The sequence below is a fragment of the Burkholderia sp. PAMC 26561 genome, from assembly GCF_001557535.2.
GTDB lineage: Bacteria > Pseudomonadota > Gammaproteobacteria > Burkholderiales > Burkholderiaceae > Caballeronia.
In genome coordinates, this window is record NZ_CP014307.1 from 1,204,151 (window position 1) to 1,226,389 (window position 22,239).

20 protein-coding genes are annotated in these 22,239 nt (G+C 59.5%); 8 read left to right on the forward strand and 12 right to left on the reverse strand.

All coding sequences use genetic code 11. From position 1 onward, the window contains the following. Nucleotides 1-51: 51 nt before the first annotated feature. From AXG89_RS21030 to AXG89_RS21040, 3 genes are all read left to right on the forward strand, one after another. Nucleotides 52-498 carry a DUF6367 family protein gene (locus tag AXG89_RS21030; RefSeq protein ID WP_062172282.1) on the forward strand — a complete coding sequence of 149 codons (447 nt, stop codon included), beginning with the start codon at nucleotides 52-54 and terminating at the stop codon, nucleotides 496-498. 849 nt (nucleotides 499-1,347) lie between these two features. After that, the gene (locus tag AXG89_RS21035) at nucleotides 1,348-3,495 is read left to right on the forward strand and encodes a hypothetical protein (RefSeq protein WP_062172283.1); all 2,148 of its coding nucleotides are present in this window, start codon (nucleotides 1,348-1,350) and stop codon (nucleotides 3,493-3,495) included. Between the two features lie 695 nt (nucleotides 3,496-4,190). Next, nucleotides 4,191-5,315, forward strand: a complete 1,125-nt coding sequence (locus AXG89_RS21040) for an alkene reductase (RefSeq protein ID WP_062172284.1) — start codon at nucleotides 4,191-4,193, stop codon at nucleotides 5,313-5,315. Nucleotides 5,316-6,049: 734 nt separating this feature from the next. Here AXG89_RS21040 and AXG89_RS44680 read toward each other — a convergent pair. Further along, nucleotides 6,050-6,496: an FmdB family zinc ribbon protein gene (locus tag AXG89_RS44680; protein WP_442861750.1), complete on the reverse strand. Its 447-nt coding sequence runs from the start codon at nucleotides 6,494-6,496 to the stop codon at nucleotides 6,050-6,052. Between AXG89_RS44680 and AXG89_RS21055 the strand changes: the two genes are divergently transcribed. Then, nucleotides 6,417-6,785, forward strand: a complete 369-nt coding sequence (locus AXG89_RS21055) for a hypothetical protein (protein ID WP_062172286.1) — start codon at nucleotides 6,417-6,419, stop codon at nucleotides 6,783-6,785. The two genes, AXG89_RS44680 and AXG89_RS21055, sit on opposite strands and share 80 nt — an antisense overlap. Nucleotides 6,786-6,815: 30 nt before the next feature. Here AXG89_RS21055 and AXG89_RS21060 read toward each other — a convergent pair whose 3' ends face one another. Continuing rightward, entirely contained in the window at nucleotides 6,816-8,000 is a 1,185-nt protein-coding gene (locus AXG89_RS21060; protein WP_062172287.1) for a fumarylacetoacetate hydrolase family protein, read from the reverse strand. A gap of 115 nt (nucleotides 8,001-8,115) precedes the next feature. Here AXG89_RS21060 and AXG89_RS21065 point away from each other — a divergent pair, with 115 nt between their 5' ends. After that, the gene (locus AXG89_RS21065; protein WP_062002519.1) at nucleotides 8,116-8,886 is read left to right on the forward strand and encodes an IclR family transcriptional regulator; all 771 of its coding nucleotides are present in this window, start codon (nucleotides 8,116-8,118) and stop codon (nucleotides 8,884-8,886) included. 134 nt (nucleotides 8,887-9,020) lie between these two features. Further along, a complete protein-coding gene (locus AXG89_RS21070) occupies nucleotides 9,021-9,965 on the forward strand; it encodes a cupin (RefSeq protein WP_062172288.1) in 945 nt (314 codons plus the stop codon). 10 nt (nucleotides 9,966-9,975) lie between these two features. Here AXG89_RS21070 and AXG89_RS21075 read toward each other — a convergent pair whose 3' ends face one another. The 4 genes from AXG89_RS21075 to AXG89_RS21090 form a co-directional block, all read right to left on the reverse strand. After that, nucleotides 9,976-10,947: a LysR family transcriptional regulator gene (locus tag AXG89_RS21075; protein WP_062172289.1), complete on the reverse strand. Its 972-nt coding sequence runs from the start codon at nucleotides 10,945-10,947 to the stop codon at nucleotides 9,976-9,978. 91 nt (nucleotides 10,948-11,038) lie between these two features. Continuing rightward, nucleotides 11,039-12,052: a porin gene (locus AXG89_RS21080; protein WP_082771551.1), complete on the reverse strand. Its 1,014-nt coding sequence runs from the start codon at nucleotides 12,050-12,052 to the stop codon at nucleotides 11,039-11,041. Nucleotides 12,053-12,219: 167 nt separating this feature from the next. Next, nucleotides 12,220-13,566 carry a guanine deaminase gene (gene guaD / locus AXG89_RS21085; protein WP_062172290.1) on the reverse strand — a complete coding sequence of 449 codons (1,347 nt, stop codon included), beginning with the start codon at nucleotides 13,564-13,566 and terminating at the stop codon, nucleotides 12,220-12,222. Nucleotides 13,567-13,637: 71 nt separating this feature from the next. Then, entirely contained in the window at nucleotides 13,638-14,921 is a 1,284-nt protein-coding gene (locus AXG89_RS21090; RefSeq protein ID WP_062002522.1) for an MFS transporter, read from the reverse strand. A 97-nt stretch (nucleotides 14,922-15,018) separates the two neighbouring features. Here AXG89_RS21090 and AXG89_RS44175 point away from each other — a divergent pair, with 97 nt between their 5' ends. Then, entirely contained in the window at nucleotides 15,019-15,153 is a 135-nt protein-coding gene (locus AXG89_RS44175) for a hypothetical protein (RefSeq protein ID WP_256701203.1), read from the forward strand. 259 nt (nucleotides 15,154-15,412) lie between these two features. Here the strand turns inward: AXG89_RS44175 and AXG89_RS21095 are convergent, their stop codons facing one another. Further along, nucleotides 15,413-16,540 (reverse strand): pyridoxal-phosphate-dependent aminotransferase family protein, encoded by a 1,128-nt coding sequence (locus AXG89_RS21095; protein WP_236873483.1) that lies wholly within the window; start codon nucleotides 16,538-16,540, stop codon nucleotides 15,413-15,415. Between the two features lie 171 nt (nucleotides 16,541-16,711). After that, nucleotides 16,712-17,026: a DUF2917 domain-containing protein gene (locus AXG89_RS21100; protein ID WP_062172291.1), complete on the reverse strand. Its 315-nt coding sequence runs from the start codon at nucleotides 17,024-17,026 to the stop codon at nucleotides 16,712-16,714. 145 nt (nucleotides 17,027-17,171) lie between these two features. Between AXG89_RS21100 and AXG89_RS21105 the strand changes: the two genes are divergently transcribed. Beyond that, nucleotides 17,172-18,596: an aminotransferase-like domain-containing protein gene (locus tag AXG89_RS21105; RefSeq protein WP_062172292.1), complete on the forward strand. Its 1,425-nt coding sequence runs from the start codon at nucleotides 17,172-17,174 to the stop codon at nucleotides 18,594-18,596. A 4-nt stretch (nucleotides 18,597-18,600) separates the two neighbouring features. Here AXG89_RS21105 and ydiK read toward each other — a convergent pair whose 3' ends face one another. The 4 genes from ydiK to AXG89_RS21125 form a co-directional block, all read right to left on the reverse strand. Then, nucleotides 18,601-19,740, reverse strand: a complete 1,140-nt coding sequence (gene ydiK / locus AXG89_RS21110) for an AI-2E family transporter YdiK (protein ID WP_236873435.1) — start codon at nucleotides 19,738-19,740, stop codon at nucleotides 18,601-18,603. Between the two features lie 36 nt (nucleotides 19,741-19,776). Next, nucleotides 19,777-20,607: an alpha/beta fold hydrolase gene (locus AXG89_RS21115; protein WP_062172293.1), complete on the reverse strand. Its 831-nt coding sequence runs from the start codon at nucleotides 20,605-20,607 to the stop codon at nucleotides 19,777-19,779. A 100-nt stretch (nucleotides 20,608-20,707) separates the two neighbouring features. Continuing rightward, entirely contained in the window at nucleotides 20,708-21,073 is a 366-nt protein-coding gene (locus AXG89_RS21120; protein WP_062172294.1) for a hypothetical protein, read from the reverse strand. Nucleotides 21,074-21,387: 314 nt separating this feature from the next. After that, entirely contained in the window at nucleotides 21,388-21,843 is a 456-nt protein-coding gene (locus AXG89_RS21125; RefSeq protein ID WP_075358932.1) for a hypothetical protein, read from the reverse strand. Nucleotides 21,844-22,239 lie beyond the last annotated feature (396 nt).

The following is a 22,239-nucleotide window of genomic DNA, read 5'->3' on the forward strand; positions in this document are numbered from 1 at the left end:
GACGGGAATAAGAGACTTCAAATTGCAAAAAAACTAACTTAAGGGTTGCGAATGAAGCTAAACGAAATTGGGATCGGCGATCCAGTAGACATCGAAGAGATATGGGTTACTGTCTCAAAAGATGTATTGAATATGTACAGCGTCGTGCTGGAAAGCATCTGGCAACCATCTGCCCGGTCTGGATGGTCATACCGGATCGACCCCGAAGACCCGAATTTACCTTTGCAACGGCATATACACATTGCGAAAGACAAACATACAAGCTCGAAAAAAATGCAGGCGTCGTGGAATGTCGATGGATCGAGACACGACAGGAAGACGTTCAACGTCAGTATCGGTAGTCAGAACTTTGTGCGAGACCTTGCAAGATCCGCCTTAAAACTGCGACCGTCGATAGTCTTAGAGCACCTTGCCGATCCAAGCAAGTCCATCGTTGACCGTGATATCGCGTTGGCAAAAGATGGGAAAGTCGGCTTCATCGAATTGTCACTGGATTAGAGTCTGAACGTGTCTAACCGTTGCCACGGCTGCGGCAGCGGGTTGATCACGTTATCAAACCAGGTCAGCCAAGGAGGCTCGTTCGTTCATGCCTTATGCGCACCGAAGCGTATTGCCACGGACGGTCGCCTTGCTTTTCTAGAGATACTCGATGGCGTTCGCATACATGTTCTCCTAACTGCCAATCCGATAGTTGCCGCTCTCGTCCCAGTTCCCGCTCGCGTTCTGGTTGTGCTCGTCGTTCATCAGCGAATATCACCTATACCGTCCGCACCGGGGGCATGAAGCAATTCGAGATCTTGGCGGTGGTCATTATCTGCGACGCGATGAACATACCGACCCGGTTTCTTCGCCAAGACGAATGCCACTGCAACGGCCGCTTCCTAGTGCAGGAGTAATGTTAGAACCTCCGCCCAAGAGCCGGTGCGAACGTTTGACGGTGGCCGTATCGCCAGTTCCAACTAAGGCGCCTGAAGCCGATATTCGCTAAGACTGGGACGAATTCGCCAACGACCGCAAAGGCCGACGAGCCACAGAACACAGACGCAAAGTAACAGGCCGTTGATCGGCCATTGCCGCCGTTGATTGATCAACACGCCAGTGGCACGTATAGGACCTAAGCCGTTGATAGTCAGCGATCTTGGTGAGCGTTTGGCCGCTTAACGGTTTACAAACAGGACCGGGGCAGCACATCCCCGTCCTGCGGCTTCCCTCGTGTATACCTAGACTCCAGGCGCCAAATATCGACCTATCCGCCAAACGCCGGCGACGGTTTCAGTGTTCGCCTAGAGTCAGAAGCGGGATCGCTGCTCCGTCCGCAAACGGTCACTCTCGAATAAGTGGTGAATCATGGATCGATTCTGGCTCTTTCGTCATCGCACGCCGGTAGTGCCCCTTATTCGCCGAAGGCACGCGCTGCTATTCGCATCAGTTGTTTTTCTTTTGTCCGGTTGCACGTGGATAACTGACAAAATCGCGAACAAGGTCTATTCCAGTCTCGAGCGCCCATTCGAGACGGAAGCGCCCGCAACGTTCGTCTCCTATCCATCGTCGACGGAAACCGAAGCGATCATCGGTGGTGAAGGACGGGGAATCAATTGCTCCATTCCTTCGATAGGTGATCTGGCTTTCAAGCGACCCGACGGCGTGTCCGACATTCGCCTGCGCTTCCGTCAGGCATGCGTGAATCACGATTTTTGCTATCGACATGGCTTTGCCACTTATGGCTACACGCAGAATGATTGCGACACTGCGCTGCAGGAATCGGCTTACCGTTTGTGCCGGCAGATTCAGCGCGGAGGCGGCAACGACTCGAAAGGCGAATTCGAGGGCGGAATCAATCCTTATAGCTATTGCGAAACCGAGGCGAAGAAGGTGCTTCTGGGCGTCGCACTCGGCGGCTCCGGCTCGTATAAGGCCGCAGGCAGGTCGACTTATTTCGAATATGACCCGATGCCGGAGCGTGCCGACAACTATGTGATCGCTCGCGCGTTGCCTTCCGACGCCGTCGCGATGGATCCGAGCGACCTCGGATTTCGTGCCTTTCTCTATAAGCGGAATGCGGTCATGATGGCCGGGCAGCGTGAGACGAGCCCACCCGATCGTCCGTTGACTCCGATGAAATCTGATTTTGTCGCGTTTCCAGACGGTCGAGTGGCGACGCCGCCTCAAGTCACGCAAGGTTTGTTGGGCACGCCGCTCGCGGCCCTCGCACGCGCCGGTTTCACCGACACGAGTCTGGAGGTCGAGCTTTTCCGTCCGGCCGCGAAAGATGACACCAGCACGCTCACTATCGATTCTCGGCGTGATGTGATGTTGTGCAAGGGTAAAAAGGGACTTGTTGATTGCGACGCATCGGTCTACAAATTCACACAGAAGGATGATGTCTCCGAAGTCCTGTCGTTGACACATAGAGGGTCACTCGGTTCCGGCAACGGCCCCAGGATATTGGAGCATAGGCTCGTGCCTGGCGCCGAAAACGAAGTGCACGGACTCGATACCCAGGATGTACACAATGCGTACCGATTCCTCGTCCACGACATGCTCGTCGAAAAAGACTCGCGCGGCAACGCCACGCACGCCTGGGTGTTTGCGCGTGGCGTAGGTGTTGATCAAAGTGGCCACTACGTTACCGATAATGCTGCCTCGGACTTCTCGGAGCAGGTGCTCGTGACTCGGCAGGGACTCGGCGACGGCCCCGACGAAGAGACTCAACGTTTCATGATCGATGCCACGGAGAAGAACGAGCCGCTTAACTTGGTACGCGTGAGTAAAGACGGGACGACTGCATTGATCGGCGTGGATTGGCGTGAACAAGAAGCCGAGCGGCGCGGCATGACGCCCAGACTGAAAACATGGCTGCTCAGCAACAATGCGCTTGCCGAAAAGGGCACGCTCATCGAACTCATGGACGAGACCCGGAATTGCTACCTGGAGATTCCACCAATCGTCGCCCGCTTCCCGCAGATGAACGATGCACAAATGTTCTTCCCGCGTTTCACCAACGCCCGGCAACGTGACAAGGACATGTGCGCGACGCCCGACGACGCCACCGACTCGAGTTTTCAGTTCGATGTCCTGCTCGCGGGTCTGCATCTCAATAGTCGGTCCGAACTCGACGTTCTTCCCGGCGGTGGCGTCGTCTGCGAAATCGATTTGACCGCTCAACTCAAGAGTCCTTCCGCGGATAAGATTCGGGAGCGCGCCAACCGATCGTTCGCGACAAATTCCGCAGCTGATATCAAGCCCGGCACTTCCGCTTGGGATGCAGCGATGCTCGATCTGAGCCACCGATGGAGAATGAGCCAGGTGATCGCGTCGGAGCGCACGCTGGCTACCGGTGAACAGGAAGTCGCTTTAACGATCGTGTTCAGCGGCTTCACGGGAATGTCATTCCAGTTGCTGTTTCATCTCGATCCGCAACGAGGGCTCGCCTTCGACCGAAAGGCCGGCGGCGAGCAATTCGTCCGATCGTGCGGCCGCTCCAACGCGAACTAGAACGTCGTCGCAATTGGAGTCGGCTACCTGAAACCGTGACGGTGTACCCCGCAACCTGTTTTATGGCACTTGTATCCGATGCTGCCGTGACCGACGCGCAGAAACGCCACGCACGCATTCGAGCGGAAGTGAGGTTGCTCGCCGGTGATTTGCGGTCGTTGCATTATCGCAACGTTGCGTACTAGTTTTTGCAAGGACTCTGTATAGCGCAAACATCGATTCTCGCTGACGTTGTTCCAATCTGTTCCACCATTTTTGGGGGTAGTTTTGGGGGTAACTGGTCACAACCCACATCGAGAAGTTCTTATGTGACGGGCGTCCAGCGCGGGTAATGTGAATCCCACCCGGCCCACCAGGATTCCCGAGCGTTTCACGCTACTTCCATGTGCCGTTAAGCATCGCATACCCTCCTGGGGGGCATGCTTAACCGCACGATCGGCCATACTTTGCTTTCTCGGCGCTTTGAGGCGGGGCAAAGTCAAATTGTCGTCGCCGATAAGTCTCCCTGTACATTTCAAACCGCGCTGTGTCAGCGCGGTTTTCGCATTTGGGCGACGCCTTCCGATGAGAGGAGTCGCTGGCGAAAAAGCGGGCAGCCGATTCTTGCTTTACCATTTGAGACCGCATCTCCGCTTGCCTTTATATGGCGTGGATTTCGCCAGGCGCAGCCGAATTCATTCACCGATAGGAATAGCATGACGAAAGAAACCAGCAATGCCGCTATCGACGACTATCTCTTCGAACCCGTTCAACTGGGGCCGCTCTCGCTGCCCAACCGCATTGTGATGGCTCCTCTCACTCGCAGTCGCGCGAAAGAGGGCGATGTACCGAGTGAACTTGCCATCGAATACTATTCGCAGCGTGCGTCGGCCGGTTTGATCATTGCCGAAGCGACTCAGATCTCGCCGCAAGGCAAAGGTTATGTTTTCACACCGGGCATCTACAACGACGAACAGGTTAAAGCCTGGAGGCGCATCACTGATGCGGTTCACGACAAAGGTGGCCGGATGTACCTCCAACTGTGGCACGTCGGCCGTATTTCGCATCCTTCCATCCAGCCGGATAATGCATTGCCGGTTGCACCCTCAGCGATAAAACCCGAAGGGCAGGCTTTCACCAACGACGGTTTCGTGCCGCTCGTCACACCGCGTGCGCTGGAAACGTCAGAACTGCCGGGTATTGTCGAGCAATATCGAACGGCCGCGCAGAATGCGAAGACAGCAGGCTTTGACGGAGTGGAGATTCACGCCGCCAACGGCTATCTGCTAGACCAGTTCTTGCGCGACAAGACAAATCGACGCACCGACCAGTATGGCGGTTCGATCGAGAACCGGGCCAGGCTCCTGCTTGAAGTGGCTGACGCCGTGGTCGGTGTATGGGGCGGCGACAGGGTCGGTGTGCGAATCTCTCCACTAAGCAGCTTCGGCGATATCTCGGATACCAATCCGGAGCCGCTTTACACCTATGTCGTTGAAAAGATCAACGCGCGGAAGCTGGCTTATCTCCATGTCATAGAGGGTGAAACCGGCGGTACTCGCGACGTTCCAGGTGCATTTGACCTGCAAGTATTGCGTCGGGCTTTCGACGGCTTGTTCATGGCCAACAATGGTTATGACAAGGCGCTCGCACAATCGACATTGGCCACAAAGCGTGCGGACCTTATCGCGTTCGGTCGTCCGTACATTTCGAACCCGGATCTTGTCGAACGCCTGAAGGCAGGCGCCGCGCTCACCGAGCCGGATCAGGCCACCATGTATGGAGGCGATGCGAAAGGATATATCGACTATCCGTCAATGAGTGACGAAGCGGCTGTCCGGTAAATGGCAAGTCCCGCAGTCGCATCTGGACTGCGGCTAGGATTCCTGCACTTGTGCTGACACGCCGCTTCCGATACTACGCATTTGCCGCTCGTTCACTGTCGACGTACAACGGCGACGGGCGAGCGGCGTTTTTGTATGAGCCACAGGCGTTCCGGTGCGCTTTGCGCGACCGGCAGTCTCATTCGGACCTCGTCCGGGATAAGCTGCGCGGTTTTCTGCCGCTTCGACGACATCTAAAAAGCAGACACTGTTCGATGCGCGCATTCCGACAATGCAATGTACGAAAGCCACTGAATGTGATCATTCTTATCGGACGCTTCCATCCGTTAAAGAAAGCAGAATGCAAGATCGGGAGTGCTTTTCATATGTTGCTTTCCAAGCGCAAACGTAGCGACATCCATTTGAATCGGAGCCGCTGAGTACGTCTTAAAAACTACTTGGCAACCCTGTCCAAGACGAAATAGAACGGACGGAGGGCGCATGCAATTTGAATATCGCGGGTTCAACATCGAGTGTGCCGCCGTGCCCGGTGACGGCAACTATGCCGGGAGCGTGTCGGTATGGCGCGTATCGAATGGTGGCGACGATCCTTTCAATTCGTGCACTTCGAAGCCATTTCCGACGCCTTTACAAGCGATCAACTACGCACGCGTGTGGGCTGAGATATGGTGCGATTCTCAACTCGACACGGCCCGTCCTGCTGCGATCTTAAGAAGACGATGAGGCTCACGACCTTACCGGCAACACGCGCACCCACCCATGTGCCGCATCCCGTACCCCCCGCCAGGCTCGGGCGTCTCGCCTGACAACGACGGCGCACCGACCATTACTCGCTGCGCGGTCATCCCACACTGAGGGCAAGCGGTTGCGTCATTGCGCTCGGCAATACGTCGAGCGGTTTCGAACTGGCCGCATTCCGGGCATTCGTAATCGTAAACTGGCATGGTGTTGAGCGTAAGGCGACGGTTCACACGAGACATCTGCTTCAGGTGCTTAGGGTAACGTTTCCGATGAATCCGCGGAAGTGACGAAAGCCGGCGCCGGGTAGTGGAATGTGACTTGCTGTCAGTATTGACCACGGCAAACGGACAGGAACGCATCATGACCCAGACAGAACGCGAGAAGAATAGCGGCAAGCCGTTAGGCGACAGTGGTTCAGGCGCAAGCGGGGGTGGATCCATCGGCAACTTGCCGGGTGGCGCCGCAACGGGCGGTGATGCTCATCAGGGTGTACGTCAGCCCGACGCACCGTTGCACGAGCCCGATGCAAGAGTGGATACGCCCGATACTGAAGGAACGGACGCGCCACAGCGCCCTGCAACACCGATGGAAGGCAACGATTACGCCCAGGCCGAAAAGGCGAAAGGCGCATCGTCAGGCGGGGACGACTCGGCGAACAGCACACGACCGCAGACGGCGACGGAAGCTGCGTTACCCTCGACTATCGATAAAAACCCGCGCCCTTCGTAGTAAGGCGCGTGCTGGCAGCTTGTCCAAGCCTCATTTCTGGTCCAGCGCGATCCCCCGTGCTGCCAGATTCGCATACAGCGCCCGGACGCCGAACGTCCATGGCGTGATCTCTTCCGAGCGGCGCACGGTGTTCACCAGCGCGCCGAGTGCGGGTGCCGAGATTGTCACGGCGTCGCCCATGTGGTGAGTAAAACCGCCACCCGGGGTGTCGCGATCCTTGATCGGCGAGAACATCGTGCCGAGGAACAGCATCAAACCGTCCGGGTACTGGTGATGCGCGCCGATCGTCTGCTCGACGAGGTCGGCGGGGTCGCGGCTGATTTCGCTCATGTGGCTGATGCCATCGAGCGTGAAACCGTCGTCGGCGCCTTCGATCCGCAGCGAGACGCTGGCCTGGCGGACGGAATCGAGTGTGAACTGGCCGTCGAAGAGGCGAATGAACGGACCGATCGCGCATGACCCGTTGTTGTCCTTCGCCTTGCCGAGCAGCAGTGCGCTGCGGCCTTCGATGTCGCGCAGGTTCACATCGTTACCGAGCGTCGCGCCGACGATCTTCCCTGCGCTGTTCACGGCCAGCACGATCTCCGGCTCGGGGTTGTTCCACATCGACGTCCGATAAAGCCCGATATCCGCGCCAAGTCCCACAGATGACATCGGCTGCGATTTGGAAAACACCTCGGCGTCCGGCCCAATGCCGACTTCCATGTATTGCGACCACGCGCCGCGGCGCTCGAGTTCCGCTTTCAGCTTCTCCGCGCTTTCCGAACCCGGCACTATCTTCGAGAGATCTGCGCCGATCAGCGTGTTGATGGTCTCGCGCACTTCCTTGGCCTTGCTGGCGTCGCCGCCGGCCTGCTCCTCTATTACGCGTTCGAGCAGGCTGACCGCGAAGGTCACGCCGCATGCTTTCACGGCCTGCACGTCGCACGGCGCGAGCAATTTGACGCCCGTGGAGTGCGGATCGAAGCTCGCGCGCACGATGTCCTCGATCGAACCCAGGGATTCACCTTCGGCATTGCGGACGATATCGAGTGCATCGGTACGTTCGAACAGATCGGCCGTAGTCGGCGCGATATGCGTGATGTCGATGACCTGGCCATTGCGAACGCAGACCACCGATGGGCCATTGACAGGCGCCGGGCGCCACACGCGTCCAATGAGCACTGCACGGTCGAGATCGTCAGGAAGGCACGCGGACGGGGAAATCGAGGCCATGAATAGGTGTCCGGGCTGGTGGAAATCAGGGCCTTGATCGTATTATCGGGGTATCGAGTTGTCCATTATGTTGTAGATAATTCCAACCTGTTGGACAAAAAACCATCCCCATCAGATGAAAAACGATACCGCCGAACGCGTCTACGAAGTGCCCGCGCTGCGACGCGCCAACGACGTGCTCGAGGTCCTCGCCAACGCGCGAACGCCCGTGCGAGCGTCCGCGCTGCACGAGGCCACGGGTTTATCGCGCAGCACCTTGTATTTGCTGCTGGACTCGCTCGAGCGCCAGTTCTGGATCGAGAAGCGGGGCGATGGCTACATCATCGGCGTGAAGCTGTTCGAGTTGGGGAGCGCCTTCGTTCGCCACGATGGCTTTCAGGCGGCGTTCCGGTCGCAGGCGGCGGCGTTCGTTGCGACGCACAACGAAGTCGTGCAACTCGCCACGCTCGATGGCCGCGACGTGGTGTATATCGCGCGGGAAGATTCACGCCGGGCGGTACGGCTGGTATCGGATCTCGGGTCGCGGCTGCCGGCGCATTCGTGCGCGCTAGGCAAGGCCTTGCTGGCGACGCTGCCCGATGACCAACTGCTCCAGCTCCTGCCCGACAGGCTCACGGCTGCCACGCCGCGCACCATCACGCGACGCGCCACCTTGCTGCGTGAACTTGCGCGGGTCCGGGAGACGGGGCTTGCGAGCGAATGCGAAGAAGCGGCGGCAGGGCTCACCTGCTTCGCGGCGTACGTAGGGGAGACGCCGCACGGCAAGCGGCTCGCTGTCAGCACGAGTGTGCCGACGGGGCGCATGGATGCCCGGCGCGAGAAACGCATCTGCGTCGCGATCGCGCGTATGGCGCAGCAGATTGGGGCCAAATGCGCAGAAGCCTGAGCGGTCCCAGGACCGTCGCGTCTTCCATACCCCCTTTTACGCAAAGGTGATTTCGATGCAAGGCGCTTCTGCGCCAGCCATCCCTTCCTTAAAGTGGCGTTACCCCATTGAACGCCACTCGCAAGGAGCTCACCATGTTGAACAGGACATCCCCCGCCACGCTCGCCGAAGCATCGCCCGCGACCGATGACGCGCAGTACTTCGAATACACGTCGTCAGCGAATCCTATTGGCGCAAAGCTCATCTCGCGTGTGCCGTTCCGCAACTTCTCGCCTGCGCTTTATGCGGATGGCGAGACCCGCATCGTGCCGCTCGACTTGTCCGCTGAGCTGAACTGCCCGAGCCCTGCGACGGGTCCAAGCCTCAGCGCGAACTTCGTGCGCATCAACGCCCGCGATGAACTCAAGCTCGCGCAGACAGCGACATCGCTGGTGTGTTACGTGATCAGCGGCGCCGGACATGTCACGCAAGGTGCGGTGAATTTCCCGTTCGCACAGGGCGACTTCTTCACGCTGCCGGGCGGCGAATCCGCGAGTCTTCGTTCCGACATCACCGCCATGCTCTACTACGTAAACGATGCGCCTCTGCTGACCTATCTCGGCGTGACGTCGGTGCAACCACGTTTCGCCGCGACGCTTTATCCGGCGGCGCGGGCGCAGGCCGAGTTGAAGAAGGTCCGGGAGGACGCGAACGCCGCCCGGCGCAACCGCATCAGTGTGCTGCTCGGCAACGTCAATTTCCCGCAGACGAGGACGGTGACTCACACCCTCTGGGCGATGTTCGGCGTCGTGACGCCCAATTCGGAGCAGAAGCCGCACCGGCATCAATCGATTGCACTTGATTTCATCGCGGGATGTCAGGCGGGTTGTTATACGCTGGTTGGCACCGAGCTGGACGAGAGCGGCAGGATTTCAAACCCGACGCGGGTGGATTGGGAGCCTGGGATGGCGTTCGTCACGCCGCCGGGATACTGGCATGCGCATTTCAACGAATCCGATGGCGACGCCTACGTGATTCCGATCCAGGACGCCGGTCTGCAAACCTACTTGCGCACGCTCGATATCCGCTTCGCGCATTAAGGCGCATCGTTCAGACGTCAAGACCGTCGTCCCAGTACGGCGGCTCGCCGATCACTTCGGCGAGAAAATCGACAAACGCACGAACTTTCGACGATACGATTTTCTTCGGCGGATAAACCGCCCAGATCGCCGGTTCGGCACGCGCGGTGCGCGCTTCCCAATCGCCGAGCACATGGATGAGGCGCTTATCGCGCAGAGCTGTTCCGACAAGCCACGTGGGCAGCAACGCCACGCCGCAACCCGCAAGCGCGAGTTGCAGCACGGCCTCCGAATCGTCGCCGCGAAAACGCCCCTTCAACTCCACGAGCGTCTGCTCCACGAGCATCTGCTCCACGAGCGTACGCTCCGGCTTTTCGGGCGCGTCCTTGCGCTTCGTGAAAAACCACCGGTCATCGGGTTGCAGCGCGAGCCGCAGCGATTCGTGATGCGCAAGATCATCGGGTTCGGCGGGCGTGCCGTTGCGTTCGAAATATCCCGGACTCGCGCATACGATCCGGCGGTGCGGCGCGAGCCGACGCGCCATCAACAGCGAATCGGGCAACGCGCCGATCCGCACCGCGACATCGACGCCCCCTTCTATCATGTTCAGCGTCTCGTCTGTCACGACGATATCGACGCCGATATCCGGATAGCGCTTCATGAACGCCGGCAAATGCGGCACCACATGCCGATGCCCGAACGCCACGGGCATGGTGATGCGCAGCACGCCTTGCGGCGTCTGGTTCAGCGATGACGTCAGCTCGCGGGCGTCATCGAGTGCCTGCAGCGCAAGAAGCGCATGTTCGCGAAACACGCGGCCGCCTTCAGTGAGCACGAGCCCGCGGGTGGACCGGTTGAACAGGGCGATGCCCAGATCCTTTTCCAGCTCGCTCACATAACGCGAAACGGTCGATGTCTTGACGCCCATTTCGAGCGCCGTCTTGCTGAAGCTTTGCCGTTCGGCTGCATGAACGAACGCGCGTACCGCTGCGAAATAATCCATGGGTTTGTGCGTTTGCCCGTCGCGTTTCCTGAGAAACGCCAAGACTAAAGCAAAAACCCGTGGTGGACCTTATATCGGTACGCGCAGGGGCCTAGAACTTCGCCCGGACGCCGGCGCCGAAGGTCTCGCCCGTCGATTGACTGGTAATACGGTCGCTCATGTAGGCGGCGTAGAGATCAGTGCGTTTGGAGAGCGGATAGTCGTAGCCGAGTGCCCAGGTTTGCCGCGTCTGGTCGAGGCCGCCTGCGTCGCGCGAATAGGCGTAGGAGGCCATCACGGTGCCGGGGCCGAGAGGCACGGTCACGCCGCCTTGTGCCGTGTTGATATGGAAGTTGCCGGTGCGTACGGTGTTGTCGGTGTACATGTATTGACCGAAAAGCTTGACCACACGCAGGTCGTAGGACACGCCGAGCTGCGCCACGGCCTGGCTCTGCATGCCGGAAACAAGCGAACTCAGGTCGTCGGGCTGCGTGTTGAAATTCACGTATTGATAGACGCCCGTTGCCGCGAACTGACCGCTGAGATACAGGAACTGCGCGCTCAGCTTGTGCTGGCCGTTTTCGCCGGCCTTGTCGCCGAATGCGTACATGGCTGTCCCGCTCAAACCGTGATAATCCGGCGTCGAATATGAAATTGCATTGTCCCAGCCGGAGTCGCCGACCACGCCCTGGTCGGTCGTGTAGGCGGGGAAGGTGCCAAGGCCGAGGTACACGTGATAGACCATCGGCGAGAACGTGTAAGAGTCGGCGAAGGGATTGAAAAGTATCGTCGATACAAACAGCGACGTGGTCAGCCGCCCCGCGGTCAAGGTTCCATAGGGCGACTGGACGCCGACGTAGGCATCGCGCGAGAAGAACGAGTCGCCCTGGAAGCGGCCATATGCGCCGTTCTGCGGCCGGAAGAGATCTTCGAGCGCGAAGATCGCCTTGTATCCGCCGCCGAGGTCTTCCGCACCCTTCAAGCCCCAATACGATGTCGACATGCCGCCGCCGCCCAGCGTCCACGCACGATCGCCACCGGGATATTTCTGCGCGCCCACCCAGGCGTCCACTTGCCCGTAAAGCTGGACGCTCGACTGAGCGCTGGCGCCGCCGCTGCACAGCATCCCGGTCGCCAGCAAGGACGCAAGCGCCGCGATTCCCTTTGAATTAAAACCGAAGCAGTTCTTCACGCGTTCCCCCGACAGGAAAATGCAGGCGAACGAACGCGGATCGCACCGCGCAGTGCGGATCGGCCGTTCCAGCCTGCGTGAAATTGAAAGTGGTGCCCGGATCACGCAGCCAGCGGGTAACGGAATCCATCGCCTGACGGACTGCGCTCGTAGACCTGTTCGCCCGCTACGTAAGTGGCCTTGATCGCGCGGTCATCGCCGAGCGTCATCAGCACGAAAAGCTGCTCCACGATGTCCTTGCAATAGCCCGAGCGGAACGACATCAGCGGTGTCGCCTTGCGATCGAGGATCACGAGGTCGGCCTCATAACCCTTGGCAACGGTGCCGATCCTGTCCTGCAGGTACAGCGCTTCCGCCCCGCCGCGCGTGGCGAGATAAAACGCCTGGATCGCATTGAGCTTCGTCTGGTTCATCTGCGCGACCTTGTAGGCTTCGTTGAGCGATTGCAGTTGCGAGAAGCTCGTGCCTGCGCCCACGTCCGTGCCGAGGCCGACGCGTACAGGGCGCTTCGGGTTCTTGGCATCGAAGACACGGAAGAGGCCGCTGCCGAGGAAGAAATTCGATGTCGGGCAGTGCGCCAGCGCCGCGCCGGTCTGGTGGCACGTGCACAGATCGTCTTCGGTGAGGTGGATGCCGTGGCCGTAGATCGAGCGGGGTCCGACTATGCCGGCGTGCGCGTAGACATCGAGATAGCTCCGGCGCTCGGGGAACAGCGCCATGACCCAGGCGATTTCATCGACGTTTTCGCATAGATGCGTTTGCACGTAGGCGTCGGGCGTCTCCTTGAGCAAGGTGCCGCAGACGTCGAGCTGCGCGTCCGTGCTCGTGGGCGCGAAGCGCGGCGTGATGCAATACAACTGGCGTCCGCGCTTGTGCCACTTCGCGATCAGGTCGGAGCTCATGGAGTACGCGAGTTCGGCGGTATCGAGCAGCGCCGGCGGCGCGTTGCGGTCCATCAGCACCTTGCCGGCGACCATGCGTGTGTTGAAACGCGACGACTCTTCGAAAAATGCATCGACCGAACCCGGATGCACCGTGCAATAAACGGCGGCCGTCGTGGTGCCCGAGCGCAGGAGTTCGCGCAAGAACACCTTGGCGACCATGTCGGCGTGATTTTTATCGGCGAAATTCTGCTCGGCGACGAACGTGTACGTGTTGAGCCATTCCAGCAACTGCTCGCCATACGCACCGATCATCTCGGTTTGCGGATAGTGAATGTGGGTGTCGATAAACCCTGCCGACATGATCGCGTCCGGATAGTGCTGAACCTGCGTTCCCGCGGGCAGGCGAGGCGTTACTTCGGAGGCGGGGCCGACATCGACGATCTGACCCCGGTCGATGACGACGATGGCATCGGGTATATGAACGAGGCATTGCTCGGGCGACTGGAGAAACGGATCGCCGCTGAAGGTCACCACGTCGGCGCGCAAGGCTTTTAGTGCGGTCATGTCGAGTTCCTGGGAAGTGCGCCGGCCGCGAGGCCGGCTTTTGTATCGGAGAAGGGATCAGCAGAAGAAGGTCAGCGGCGCCGTGCCGGATGCGATTCCTTCATGATCAGCGCGAGCACAAAGGAGGCGATCAACGAATAGGTGATCGGCGTCGCCGCGTATTCCGCGATGGCCAGCGTGTGATCGGTCAGTCCCGCAGCCATGCCGGACACCACTCTCGAGCCGGGCGCCGCAATCATGATGCCGCCCGCAATGAACGCCAGGCCGTTCACAAACGCCGCCGACGTACCGATCAATTGCGGCGGGACCACGTCCGCGGCGCTGCTGAAGCAGAGCATGTGCGCGGCGTTTGCAAAACCGAACAGGAAGTTGAGCGCCATCGCAACAGGAATCGAGATGGACGGCAGATACAGCAACGCGCCCGCGCACGCGAGTTGAACCGCAATGCCGATCACGATGGGCATCTTGCGCCGCTCGATCTTGTCGGAGAGTGCCGGAATGACAAGGCAGCCTGCGGCGAGCCCGAGCCACAACAACGACGAACTGAATGCTGCCGTGGCGGGGGAAGCGCCGCGTGTCTCCATGAGCATGGGTGTCCAGACTACGCCCGCTGCAAGCATGCTGCCGAACAACGCAGCGCAGATGAGCGCCGAAATCCAGACGTGCGGCACCTTGGCGACCTGGAAAAGCGCATCGAGCACTGAGTGGATGAACGCGCTCGCGCCCCCCGCGCCCGTCGATTCGACAGGCGTCGGGTTTTTCAGAAAGAGGAATGCAAGCACCGACAACACCACGCCTGCCACGCCCACGAAATTGAACAGCTCGCGCCACGGCATTTCGCTCAGGCCCCACTGCAGCGCGTTGACCGAAAACGCCGATGAGAGTGACGCGCAAAACTGCACCAGCCCGAACATGAAGTTGAAGCGGCCCATGCCGAACCATTGGCCGCCTATGTACCCCGCGCCCACAAAGCCGGTACAGGCGCCCACGGCCATCACGAACTGCGAGACGAGCAGCGTGCCGTAACTCCCCGCGTTGGCGAACAGGAACACGCCGGCCGTGACCAGCACGACGGATATGGGCAGGACCTTGTGCGCACCCAGCCGGTCCAGCAACGCGCCGCCGAAGAACTGGCAGACGGCGAAAACCCATGTGTAGACCGCCGCGATGGACGCGACTTGCTCCACAGTCAGCGACGCGCTTTTCTTCACCTCGGGATTGACGATCGAATATCCCGTTTGAACGCTGAAGAGATAAATGACGAACGCCACGGACAGCGCCCAGATCCACCAGGCCCGGGGACCGCCAAGCTGAAACGTTGCGACTGGTGTGTGTTTCGATGAAACCGTGTTCATGGACTTTCTCCAGGCGAGTGCAACTCCGCGATCGGTTGATCGCAACTTAAAAATTATTAATTGATATTCCGGAGCTTCACGCCGATCGAGGCGCTGAATGAATCGCGAAGACGGTATTGATTACGAGTTTTTCATGAATGAAATCAGATGCGATACGTTGCGGCTTGTTGAACGGTTCGCCCTGCGGTGGATGCACGCATCCGCCCGTGCGGTGCGTGTGCAGTCACGTTGAGAGCGGTTGGGAATTCGCCTAACTTAACAACTGGCCCGTGCTTCTTCAAGCTTTTAATTTGAACGTTGACGGGAAGCGATTAAATGGCCCAGTCCATTTTAATTATGAGATGACCGGATTCGTTTCAAGAGCGCCGGATTGTTTTAAGCGGAAATAAATGGACGCGATAAAACAGGAAATCAATGTTTTAGTTTCATCGCGAGAAAAACAAAAAGCCCGCATATAGCGGGCCTTGATTGCAATCAGGAAAACGGATGCTTCAGGCCGCCGATAACGACCGTTCCAACGCGGCAACCCCGGACGGCAGATCGACCGGAACGCCGAGATCGACCATCGTGCGGCCGAGCGCGTGGATGGTGCGAAACAGATGATGCTCACGGCATTGTTCGCCCATCTGCCCGATCCGCACGATTGGCGCACCGAACGATCCTGCAATCTCCACATGATGCTTGCGCGAGATGTGCGCGCAAATATCCGCGCCCGTGACGCCCTTTGGCACTTCTATGCCGACGACCGAATTCAAGCGGCTTTCCTTCTGCACATAAAGCTTGAGGGACAGCGCCTCGACGCCAGCTTGCAATGCCCTCGAACAGCGCAGATGCCGCGCGAAACGCCGTTCCAGCGTCTCGGCGCACACAAGGCGCAACGCTTCATGCAGCGCAAGCACGCCCGAAACCGGCGCCGTGTAGTGATAAGACGCGTTATGCCAGAAGTTCGCCGCAAGCGATGCGTCGAAGCACCAGTGCGTGTGCGGCACCGGTCGTGACGTAATGCGGTCCCACGCTTTTTCGGAGAACGCGAGCAGCGACACGCCCGGAATGGACGACAGTCCTTTCTGACCGCCCGTGATCACCGCATCGATACCCCACGCGTCCATTGGCAGGGGCATGGTGCTGAGCGTACAAACGGCATCGACCACGACCAGCGCGCCCGCGGCGCTCGCCACCGCCGCGATGGATTCGAGGCTCCGGTTCCAGACGGTGTTCGATGTTTCACCGTGAACGATGGTCACGACTTCCGGCCGGAAGCGTTCGATCGCTTCGGCGACTTTCGCGGTATCGGCGGCGGTTCCCTCGCTGACCTTCAGCGTTTCCACGACCGCACCCGTGCGCCGCGCCATCTCGGCCATGCGCTCGCTGAAAAAGCCGTTGCAGATGCTGAGCACGCGCGAATCCTTCCACGCCAGGTTCGTGATCGCCATTTCCATCGCGCCCGATCCCGGCCCCGCCACGCCCATCACCCATTTCGATTCCGTCTGGAACACGTAGCGCGCCATGGTCTTCACCTGGCCGATAACCGCCGCCATGGTCGAGCCGAGGTGGTTGATCACCACGCCATTGGCCTTCGCGACGGCATCGGGGATCGGCACCGGGCCGGCGCCCATCATGAGGAGCGGCTCTTCGGGAAGTATCGATGAAAGCGGCAGCACCGTAGGGCAAGCCACGCCGAAGGCGTCAGATGTGCCCGAAGCGTCAAAGGAGTTGAAGGACGGAATTCGATCGTTCATTTTGTTTTATCTGCATTCGTTGAATGGCAGGGCTGGCCGGCCCCGCGCCATTCACATTGCTCGCGTCCTGCGCTGACCCATACGCGCCAGCATCCAGTAAAGCGGCAAAGCGAAACGGCGCATGCTCGAAAATACCGGCGCCGACGCCAGCATGAAGCGGCTGTCCGGCTCCGATGCGCTGATCCACACCTTCGATCGCGGCGCGAGCTCGAGTGTATCGCCTGCGCGCAGCCACCAGTCGGCAGTGTCACCTTCAATGGTAAGCCACACTGTTCCCCGGCACACAGTCAGGGTATGAGGGCGGTCGATCAGCCAGCAGGCTGGCGCTTCGCTGGGTTGCTGCTCCAAAGTCCGGATTTCACGCATGATGCTCTCCCATCCTGGCCGCTCACAGAGAGACGGCCTCTTGACTCCATTATTTATTTAAACTTCAATCTTGGAAATGTACAGTCACGAACAGTTGTGCCGCACTGTTCAGTGATTTTGCCTGCACACTTTTTGAGATGACACGATGAACCCCGGTATCGACCTCGCGATCAATATAAGCAGCGGCATTCCGATGACTGACCAGCTCGTGTCGGGCATCACGAACCTGATCCGCACGCGCCAGCTGCTGTCGGGCGCGAAGCTGCCGTCCATCCGCGCGCTGGCGGAGAGCCAGCAAATCAGCCGCTTTCCGGTGATCGAGGCGTATGACCGGCTTTCCTCGCTGGGAATGATCGTGCCGAAGCACGGTTCCGGATTTTTTGTCGCCAATCAAATGGGCGGTGACGACGCGGGCGGCGGTTCGGATCCGCGCCTGGCCGAAGAGGAATCGAACCAGATCCTCCAGCAATTCAACTATCCCGGCGAGACACTGAAACTCAGCAGCGGCTTCGTGCCCGAAGCGTGGCGCGATCTGGAAGGCATCATGCAGACCGCGCGGCAGGTCATGCGCATGGACCCGGCAAGCGTGATCGACTATGCAATGCCGCATGGCGATGCAAACCTGCGTCATCAGATCCAGATGCGCCTGGCGCACGTCGGGGTCGAGGCCGACGTGTCGAACATCATCGTCACGAGCGGGGCAAGCCAGGGACTCGACCTGATCGTGCGGTTCATGCTGAAGCCCGGCGATACCGTGCTGGTCGAAGATCCCGGCTATTACAATCTGTTCGGTTTGCTGAAGCTTCAAGGCGTGAGGATTGTCGGCGTGCCCCGATTGGCGACGGGACCCGATGTCGATTTCGCCGAGCATCTGCTGAAGACGATCAAGCCGAAGCTGTTTTTCATCAACACCGTGTTCCACAACCCGACCGCGACCAACGTCGCGCCGCAAGTCGCATTCAAGTTGCTGCAGCTCGCGCAGCAGCACGACTTCACCATCGTGGAAGACGATATCTACGCCGACTTCCAGGCAACGCCGACGCAACGGCTGGCATCGCTCGACCAGCTCGATCACGTGATTTATCTCGGCGGCTTGTCGAAGACATTGTCATCGTCGCTGCGCATCGGGTATCTGGCTGCTAAGCGCGAACTCGTGAAAGATCTCGTCGATGTCAAAGTGCTCACGAGCCTGGGCGGATCGCGTTTCAGCGAATGCGTGGTGGCGGCGCTGCTCGAGCGCGGGACGTACCGGAAGTATCTCGAGCGGTTGCGCAGAAGGGTGCGCGATGCGTTATCGACGGCCGTGCAGCGGATCGAGGAACACGGCTGGGAAGTCTTCGATGAACCCACCGGCGGCAATTTCATCTGGGCACGCGTGCCGCATATCGACGATTCCATGGTGCTGGTCGAGCAGGCGCTCAAGTTCGGGATCACGCTCGCGCCGGGGAGTTACTATCGGCCGAACGGGGAGTCGTCGGCGTGGGTGCGCATCAACACAGCCCACGCCGATGACCCGCGCGCGCTCAGGTTTTTCGAGCACATGGCGGGCTTTCGGATCAACGGCGGATGAGGCGCTAGATCTTGCCCGCGTGTTGCGCGGTGACGGCGCGTTCTTCGTCGGTGGCAATGCGCGCGACCGGCGCGGGTTCATCGATCCACGCCGTCAACAGGGTCGAGGTCACCGCCAGGATCACCGGTCCGATGAACAACCCGACAATCCCGAACGCGAACATGCCGCCGAGCACGCCGGAGAGGATCAGCAGCATCGACAGATTGACGCCGCGCTTGATCAGCATGGGCCGCAGAAAGTTGTCGAGCATGGCGACCATGACCGACCACACGAGCAGCAGGATGGCGGCGAGTTGCGAGTCGTGCCAGAAGAGGTAAGCCACGCCGCCAAGCAAAGGCAGCAACGGCCCGATCTGCGCAAGACACAACATGAGCATCAACGCAGCCAGGATGCCGGCCGCGGGCACGCCCGCGATCCACAAGCCGATGCCGCCCAAGGTCGATTGCACGACCGCTGTCACGACGATGCCCAACGCCACCGCGCGAATTGCGAGTCCGGCGAGCTTGACTGCCGCAGCGCCGCGCTCGTTGGCAAGCCGCGTGGCAAAGCGTGTGACGAACCGCGCCGCCTGGTCACCCTGGCTATAAAGAATGCCCGAGATGATGATGGTCACGAACATGTGGATCACGAACACGCCGACGATTGCCGCGTGGCCGAGCAGCCAGCGCGCGGCAATGGTCACATAGGGTTCGAGCCGCGCCAGGATGCCGCCCGGACCGGAGTCGGACAACGTCTGCCATTCATGCGCAACGCGATCGCCCGCAAGCGGAATCTCGCTGATCCAGCCGGGCGGCGGCGGTAATGCGTAGTTCGGCAGGCTCTTGATGGCGGCCATGATCTCGCCGCCGTGCAGCGCGAGGGTCGAGATCGCTTTATAGAGCGGCAGAACGATCACGATCCCCAGGATAATGAGCATGATGGCGGTGGCGGCCCATCGGCGATCGCCGACGCGGCGCTGCACCGCGAGCATGACCGGCCAGGTCGCGACCACGATGGTCGTAGCCCAGATCAGGCCCGGAATGAATGGCCGAAGGATATAGAGGCTGCCGATCATCAGTCCCGTCAGGATGACGATCACGAGCAGATGCCGCGCGATATCGACCGGCGGGCGCGGCTTTGCTTGTGGGTCCGCTTGTGGGTTCACTTGGTACTCCCGACTAGGATTTGCCAGCATTGTGCCTCAATGCCCTGGCAAGGCCTTCCCGGTAACGAACTCCGCGATCGTTGCATCGAGCGAATCGGAGCATTGCCTGTGCGGCGAGTGGCCGCCGGCGGGCAACTTTGCGAGCACGGCTTGGGGAGCGTGCAACGGAATGGCATCGATCTGCGCCATTGTTGCGTACTCGTCGTCCTTGGCTTGAGCCGCGAGAAGCGGGCACCTGATAGACGATAAAAGACGCGTGATATTCCAGTCCCTGAACGCGGGGCTCAGCCAGATATCGTTCCATCCGTAGAAGGCCGAGTCCACATCCGCGTGATACCGCGCCAGGCGGCTGCGCAAGTCGCCCTGCGTGTACTGAACTCTCGCCTGGCCGATCATCTCCACCGACATCGCTTCGACGAACACATGCGGCGCAATCGCAATAACGCCAGCCAGCGCGTCAGGAAACGCCGCCGCGTAGAGCAGGGCGATGGACCCGCCGTCGCTGTGTCCGATCACCCACATCCGGGCGCGCTCGGCGTGGCCTATGTCAAGAACATCGAGTAATGCCGGGAGCACGTCCTGTGCTTGCGCGTGCAGGAAATCAACCGGCCATTTCGTGCCGGCCTCGCGCGGCGTGGACGCGCCGTATCCGGGCCGCGAATACACCAGTCCGCGAAAGCCAAGTCGATCGCAAAGTGCCTGCGGCCAGTCCTTCCACATTGCAACCGAGCCGAGTCCCTCGTGCAGGAACACGGCGATGGAAGCATCGGTCAAGTTCGCGTTCAGCCATCGATATTCAATGCGCAGCGAATTGCGACCGTTCTCCGCTGATAAGTCTGCGAAGGAAGGCGATACCAGTTGATCCATGTTTGCGGCGGGTGAGTTAGATGTTCGCGCTTCTGGCGCGAACGAGCGCGCCCATTAGCGTAGATAGGGCGCCGCGCTAAACCGGTTGCCCGTCTTTTGCCTAATCCGCCGGGCGTTTGTCGGCGAGCGCGCGCCTGCATTCGTCGAGCACGCGCAGAACGAGTTCCGACTGATAGTTCAGATCGTCGCTATCCAGGATTTCTTCGACCGCGTCGCGGGCCCAGTCGGCATCGACCAGTTCTGAATGCCGTTGCGCGAGATCTGCCGCGATCGCCGACAATTTGGCAATGGCGAGCCATTCCGCTTGCCGTTGATGCCTGTCGAGCCATTTATGAGCGGCTTGTACATGAAAGGCCGCGGTGGGCCAGGAACCGTTCAGGTAATACGCGCCGAGGCTCCCGCACGTGAGCCAGCAGAGCAATTCCACGCGGTCGTTAGGGCCGAGACTGTGGCGTACGTCGTTCATGGCATTGCTCACCAAGATGATTGATGTTTTCCGGAAGTTTTGATTCCGACAGGAAAACGATATCACGCCACAGTGCAATGCGGAATCAGCCATTTGGGCGGTACGTGTGAGGCCCCGCAAAAGGCTGTGCTGCTGATGAGAGGCTGCGGTCGACACATGTTCCGATGTTACGTAACGACATGCGGTGTTGCGCAGGCCTTAATGATGCATGACGAGGTGCGCAGGCGCTCCCTGACGAAACTCCGGAGTGGCCATCGCCGCGGTGATCTCGCCAAACGATGACTGGAGCAGGTCGATTTTCTGGCGCAGATCATTTAGCCTGACGGCCGCGATGGTGGCCAGTTCGCGGACGTTGCGCAGCAGCTTTTCGCATAGCGCCGAGTACTGTGCCGCGACGATATCGAGCAGCGCGCGCGACGGCGCGCCGGGACATCGACGACTGCTTCCTGGGATTGGGCAATCCGCATGCGCTCGGTTGCCTGCGCGAAAACCTCTACAGGAGCGATAGCCGTGGTGATGGATGCGTCCACTTCGTCGAGCGCGGCGCGGAGGTCGAGCGCGCTTTCTTCCATGGACACGGTCAGTCCGTGCACCTTTTTTGCCGTCATCCAGCCGCGCTCCACAAGCGTTTCACTGGCGCTGACGAGCGCGGCAGTAATCGCCGATACCGCCACCCGTTCTGTTTCGACACGATCCTTGAGCTCCGTGCACTCGGCAAGCACTTCGCTGAAGGCTGTCATTTGTAATTCGATCACTTGGATGGTTGGCATGTGGCAATCAAAAATAGGGCGGCGGAAAATCGAAAATAACGCACGAACTATGCCAATTGACGGGCGGAGTGCAGATTAAAAAAATGCCTTGTTTATATTGCTTTAGGCCGACTGTCTTAAATGGCGAATTGCGATTGTCAGTCTGAGGCTCCGTGTGAATAACTGTAAAGTAAAGCTGTTACCCCAAGGCAAAATTTGTATAAATTTGACAATTTTTCAATATGCCGGGTTAAACCATAGAAACTGAAATTATCAGCGGTCTAGTTTCGTTGAGGCTATGCAAGCTATTGAATGTAGAGTGATTTATCGTAAATGCTCAATCCTCGACTTGGCAATAACGCCGATAGCGTTTTGTTTGCGATTTGTAGGGTTTTCGATGTCGAACGCGCCCCGGAA

What these genes read in the sequence shown, in the direction of transcription:
- AXG89_RS21055 (WP_062172286.1), top strand. Translation starts at nt 6,417, where the DNA reads ATGACCCAGACAGAACGCGAGAAGAATAGCGGCAAGCCGTTAGGCGAC.
- AXG89_RS21075 (WP_062172289.1), bottom strand. Translation starts at nt 10,947, where the DNA reads ATGGATTATTTCGCAGCGGTACGCGCGTTCGTTCATGCAGCCGAACGG.
- AXG89_RS21095 (WP_236873483.1), bottom strand. Translation starts at nt 16,540, where the DNA reads ATGATGGGCGCCGGCCCGGTGCCGATCCCCGATGCCGTCGCGAAGGCC.
- AXG89_RS21105 (WP_062172292.1), top strand. Translation starts at nt 17,172, where the DNA reads ATGAACCCCGGTATCGACCTCGCGATCAATATAAGCAGCGGCATTCCG.
- AXG89_RS21080 (WP_082771551.1), bottom strand. Translation starts at nt 12,052, where the DNA reads ATGCTGTGCAGCGGCGGCGCCAGCGCTCAGTCGAGCGTCCAGCTTTAC.
- AXG89_RS21125 (WP_075358932.1), bottom strand. Translation starts at nt 21,843, where the DNA reads ATGCCAACCATCCAAGTGATCGAATTACAAATGACAGCCTTCAGCGAA.
- AXG89_RS21030 (WP_062172282.1), top strand. Translation starts at nt 52, where the DNA reads ATGAAGCTAAACGAAATTGGGATCGGCGATCCAGTAGACATCGAAGAG.
- guaD (WP_062172290.1), bottom strand. Translation starts at nt 13,566, where the DNA reads ATGACCGCACTAAAAGCCTTGCGCGCCGACGTGGTGACCTTCAGCGGC.
- AXG89_RS21065 (WP_062002519.1), top strand. Translation starts at nt 8,116, where the DNA reads ATGAAAAACGATACCGCCGAACGCGTCTACGAAGTGCCCGCGCTGCGA.
- AXG89_RS44175 (WP_256701203.1), top strand. Translation starts at nt 15,019, where the DNA reads ATGAATCGCGAAGACGGTATTGATTACGAGTTTTTCATGAATGAAATC.
- AXG89_RS21115 (WP_062172293.1), bottom strand. Translation starts at nt 20,607, where the DNA reads ATGGATCAACTGGTATCGCCTTCCTTCGCAGACTTATCAGCGGAGAAC.
- AXG89_RS21090 (WP_062002522.1), bottom strand. Translation starts at nt 14,921, where the DNA reads ATGAACACGGTTTCATCGAAACACACACCAGTCGCAACGTTTCAGCTT.
- AXG89_RS44680 (WP_442861750.1), bottom strand. Translation starts at nt 6,496, where the DNA reads ATGGATCCACCCCCGCTTGCGCCTGAACCACTGTCGCCTAACGGCTTG.
- AXG89_RS21120 (WP_062172294.1), bottom strand. Translation starts at nt 21,073, where the DNA reads ATGAACGACGTACGCCACAGTCTCGGCCCTAACGACCGCGTGGAATTG.
- AXG89_RS21040 (WP_062172284.1), top strand. Translation starts at nt 4,191, where the DNA reads ATGACGAAAGAAACCAGCAATGCCGCTATCGACGACTATCTCTTCGAA.
- AXG89_RS21070 (WP_062172288.1), top strand. Translation starts at nt 9,021, where the DNA reads ATGTTGAACAGGACATCCCCCGCCACGCTCGCCGAAGCATCGCCCGCG.
- AXG89_RS21100 (WP_062172291.1), bottom strand. Translation starts at nt 17,026, where the DNA reads ATGCGTGAAATCCGGACTTTGGAGCAGCAACCCAGCGAAGCGCCAGCC.
- AXG89_RS21060 (WP_062172287.1), bottom strand. Translation starts at nt 8,000, where the DNA reads ATGGCCTCGATTTCCCCGTCCGCGTGCCTTCCTGACGATCTCGACCGT.
- AXG89_RS21035 (WP_062172283.1), top strand. Translation starts at nt 1,348, where the DNA reads ATGGATCGATTCTGGCTCTTTCGTCATCGCACGCCGGTAGTGCCCCTT.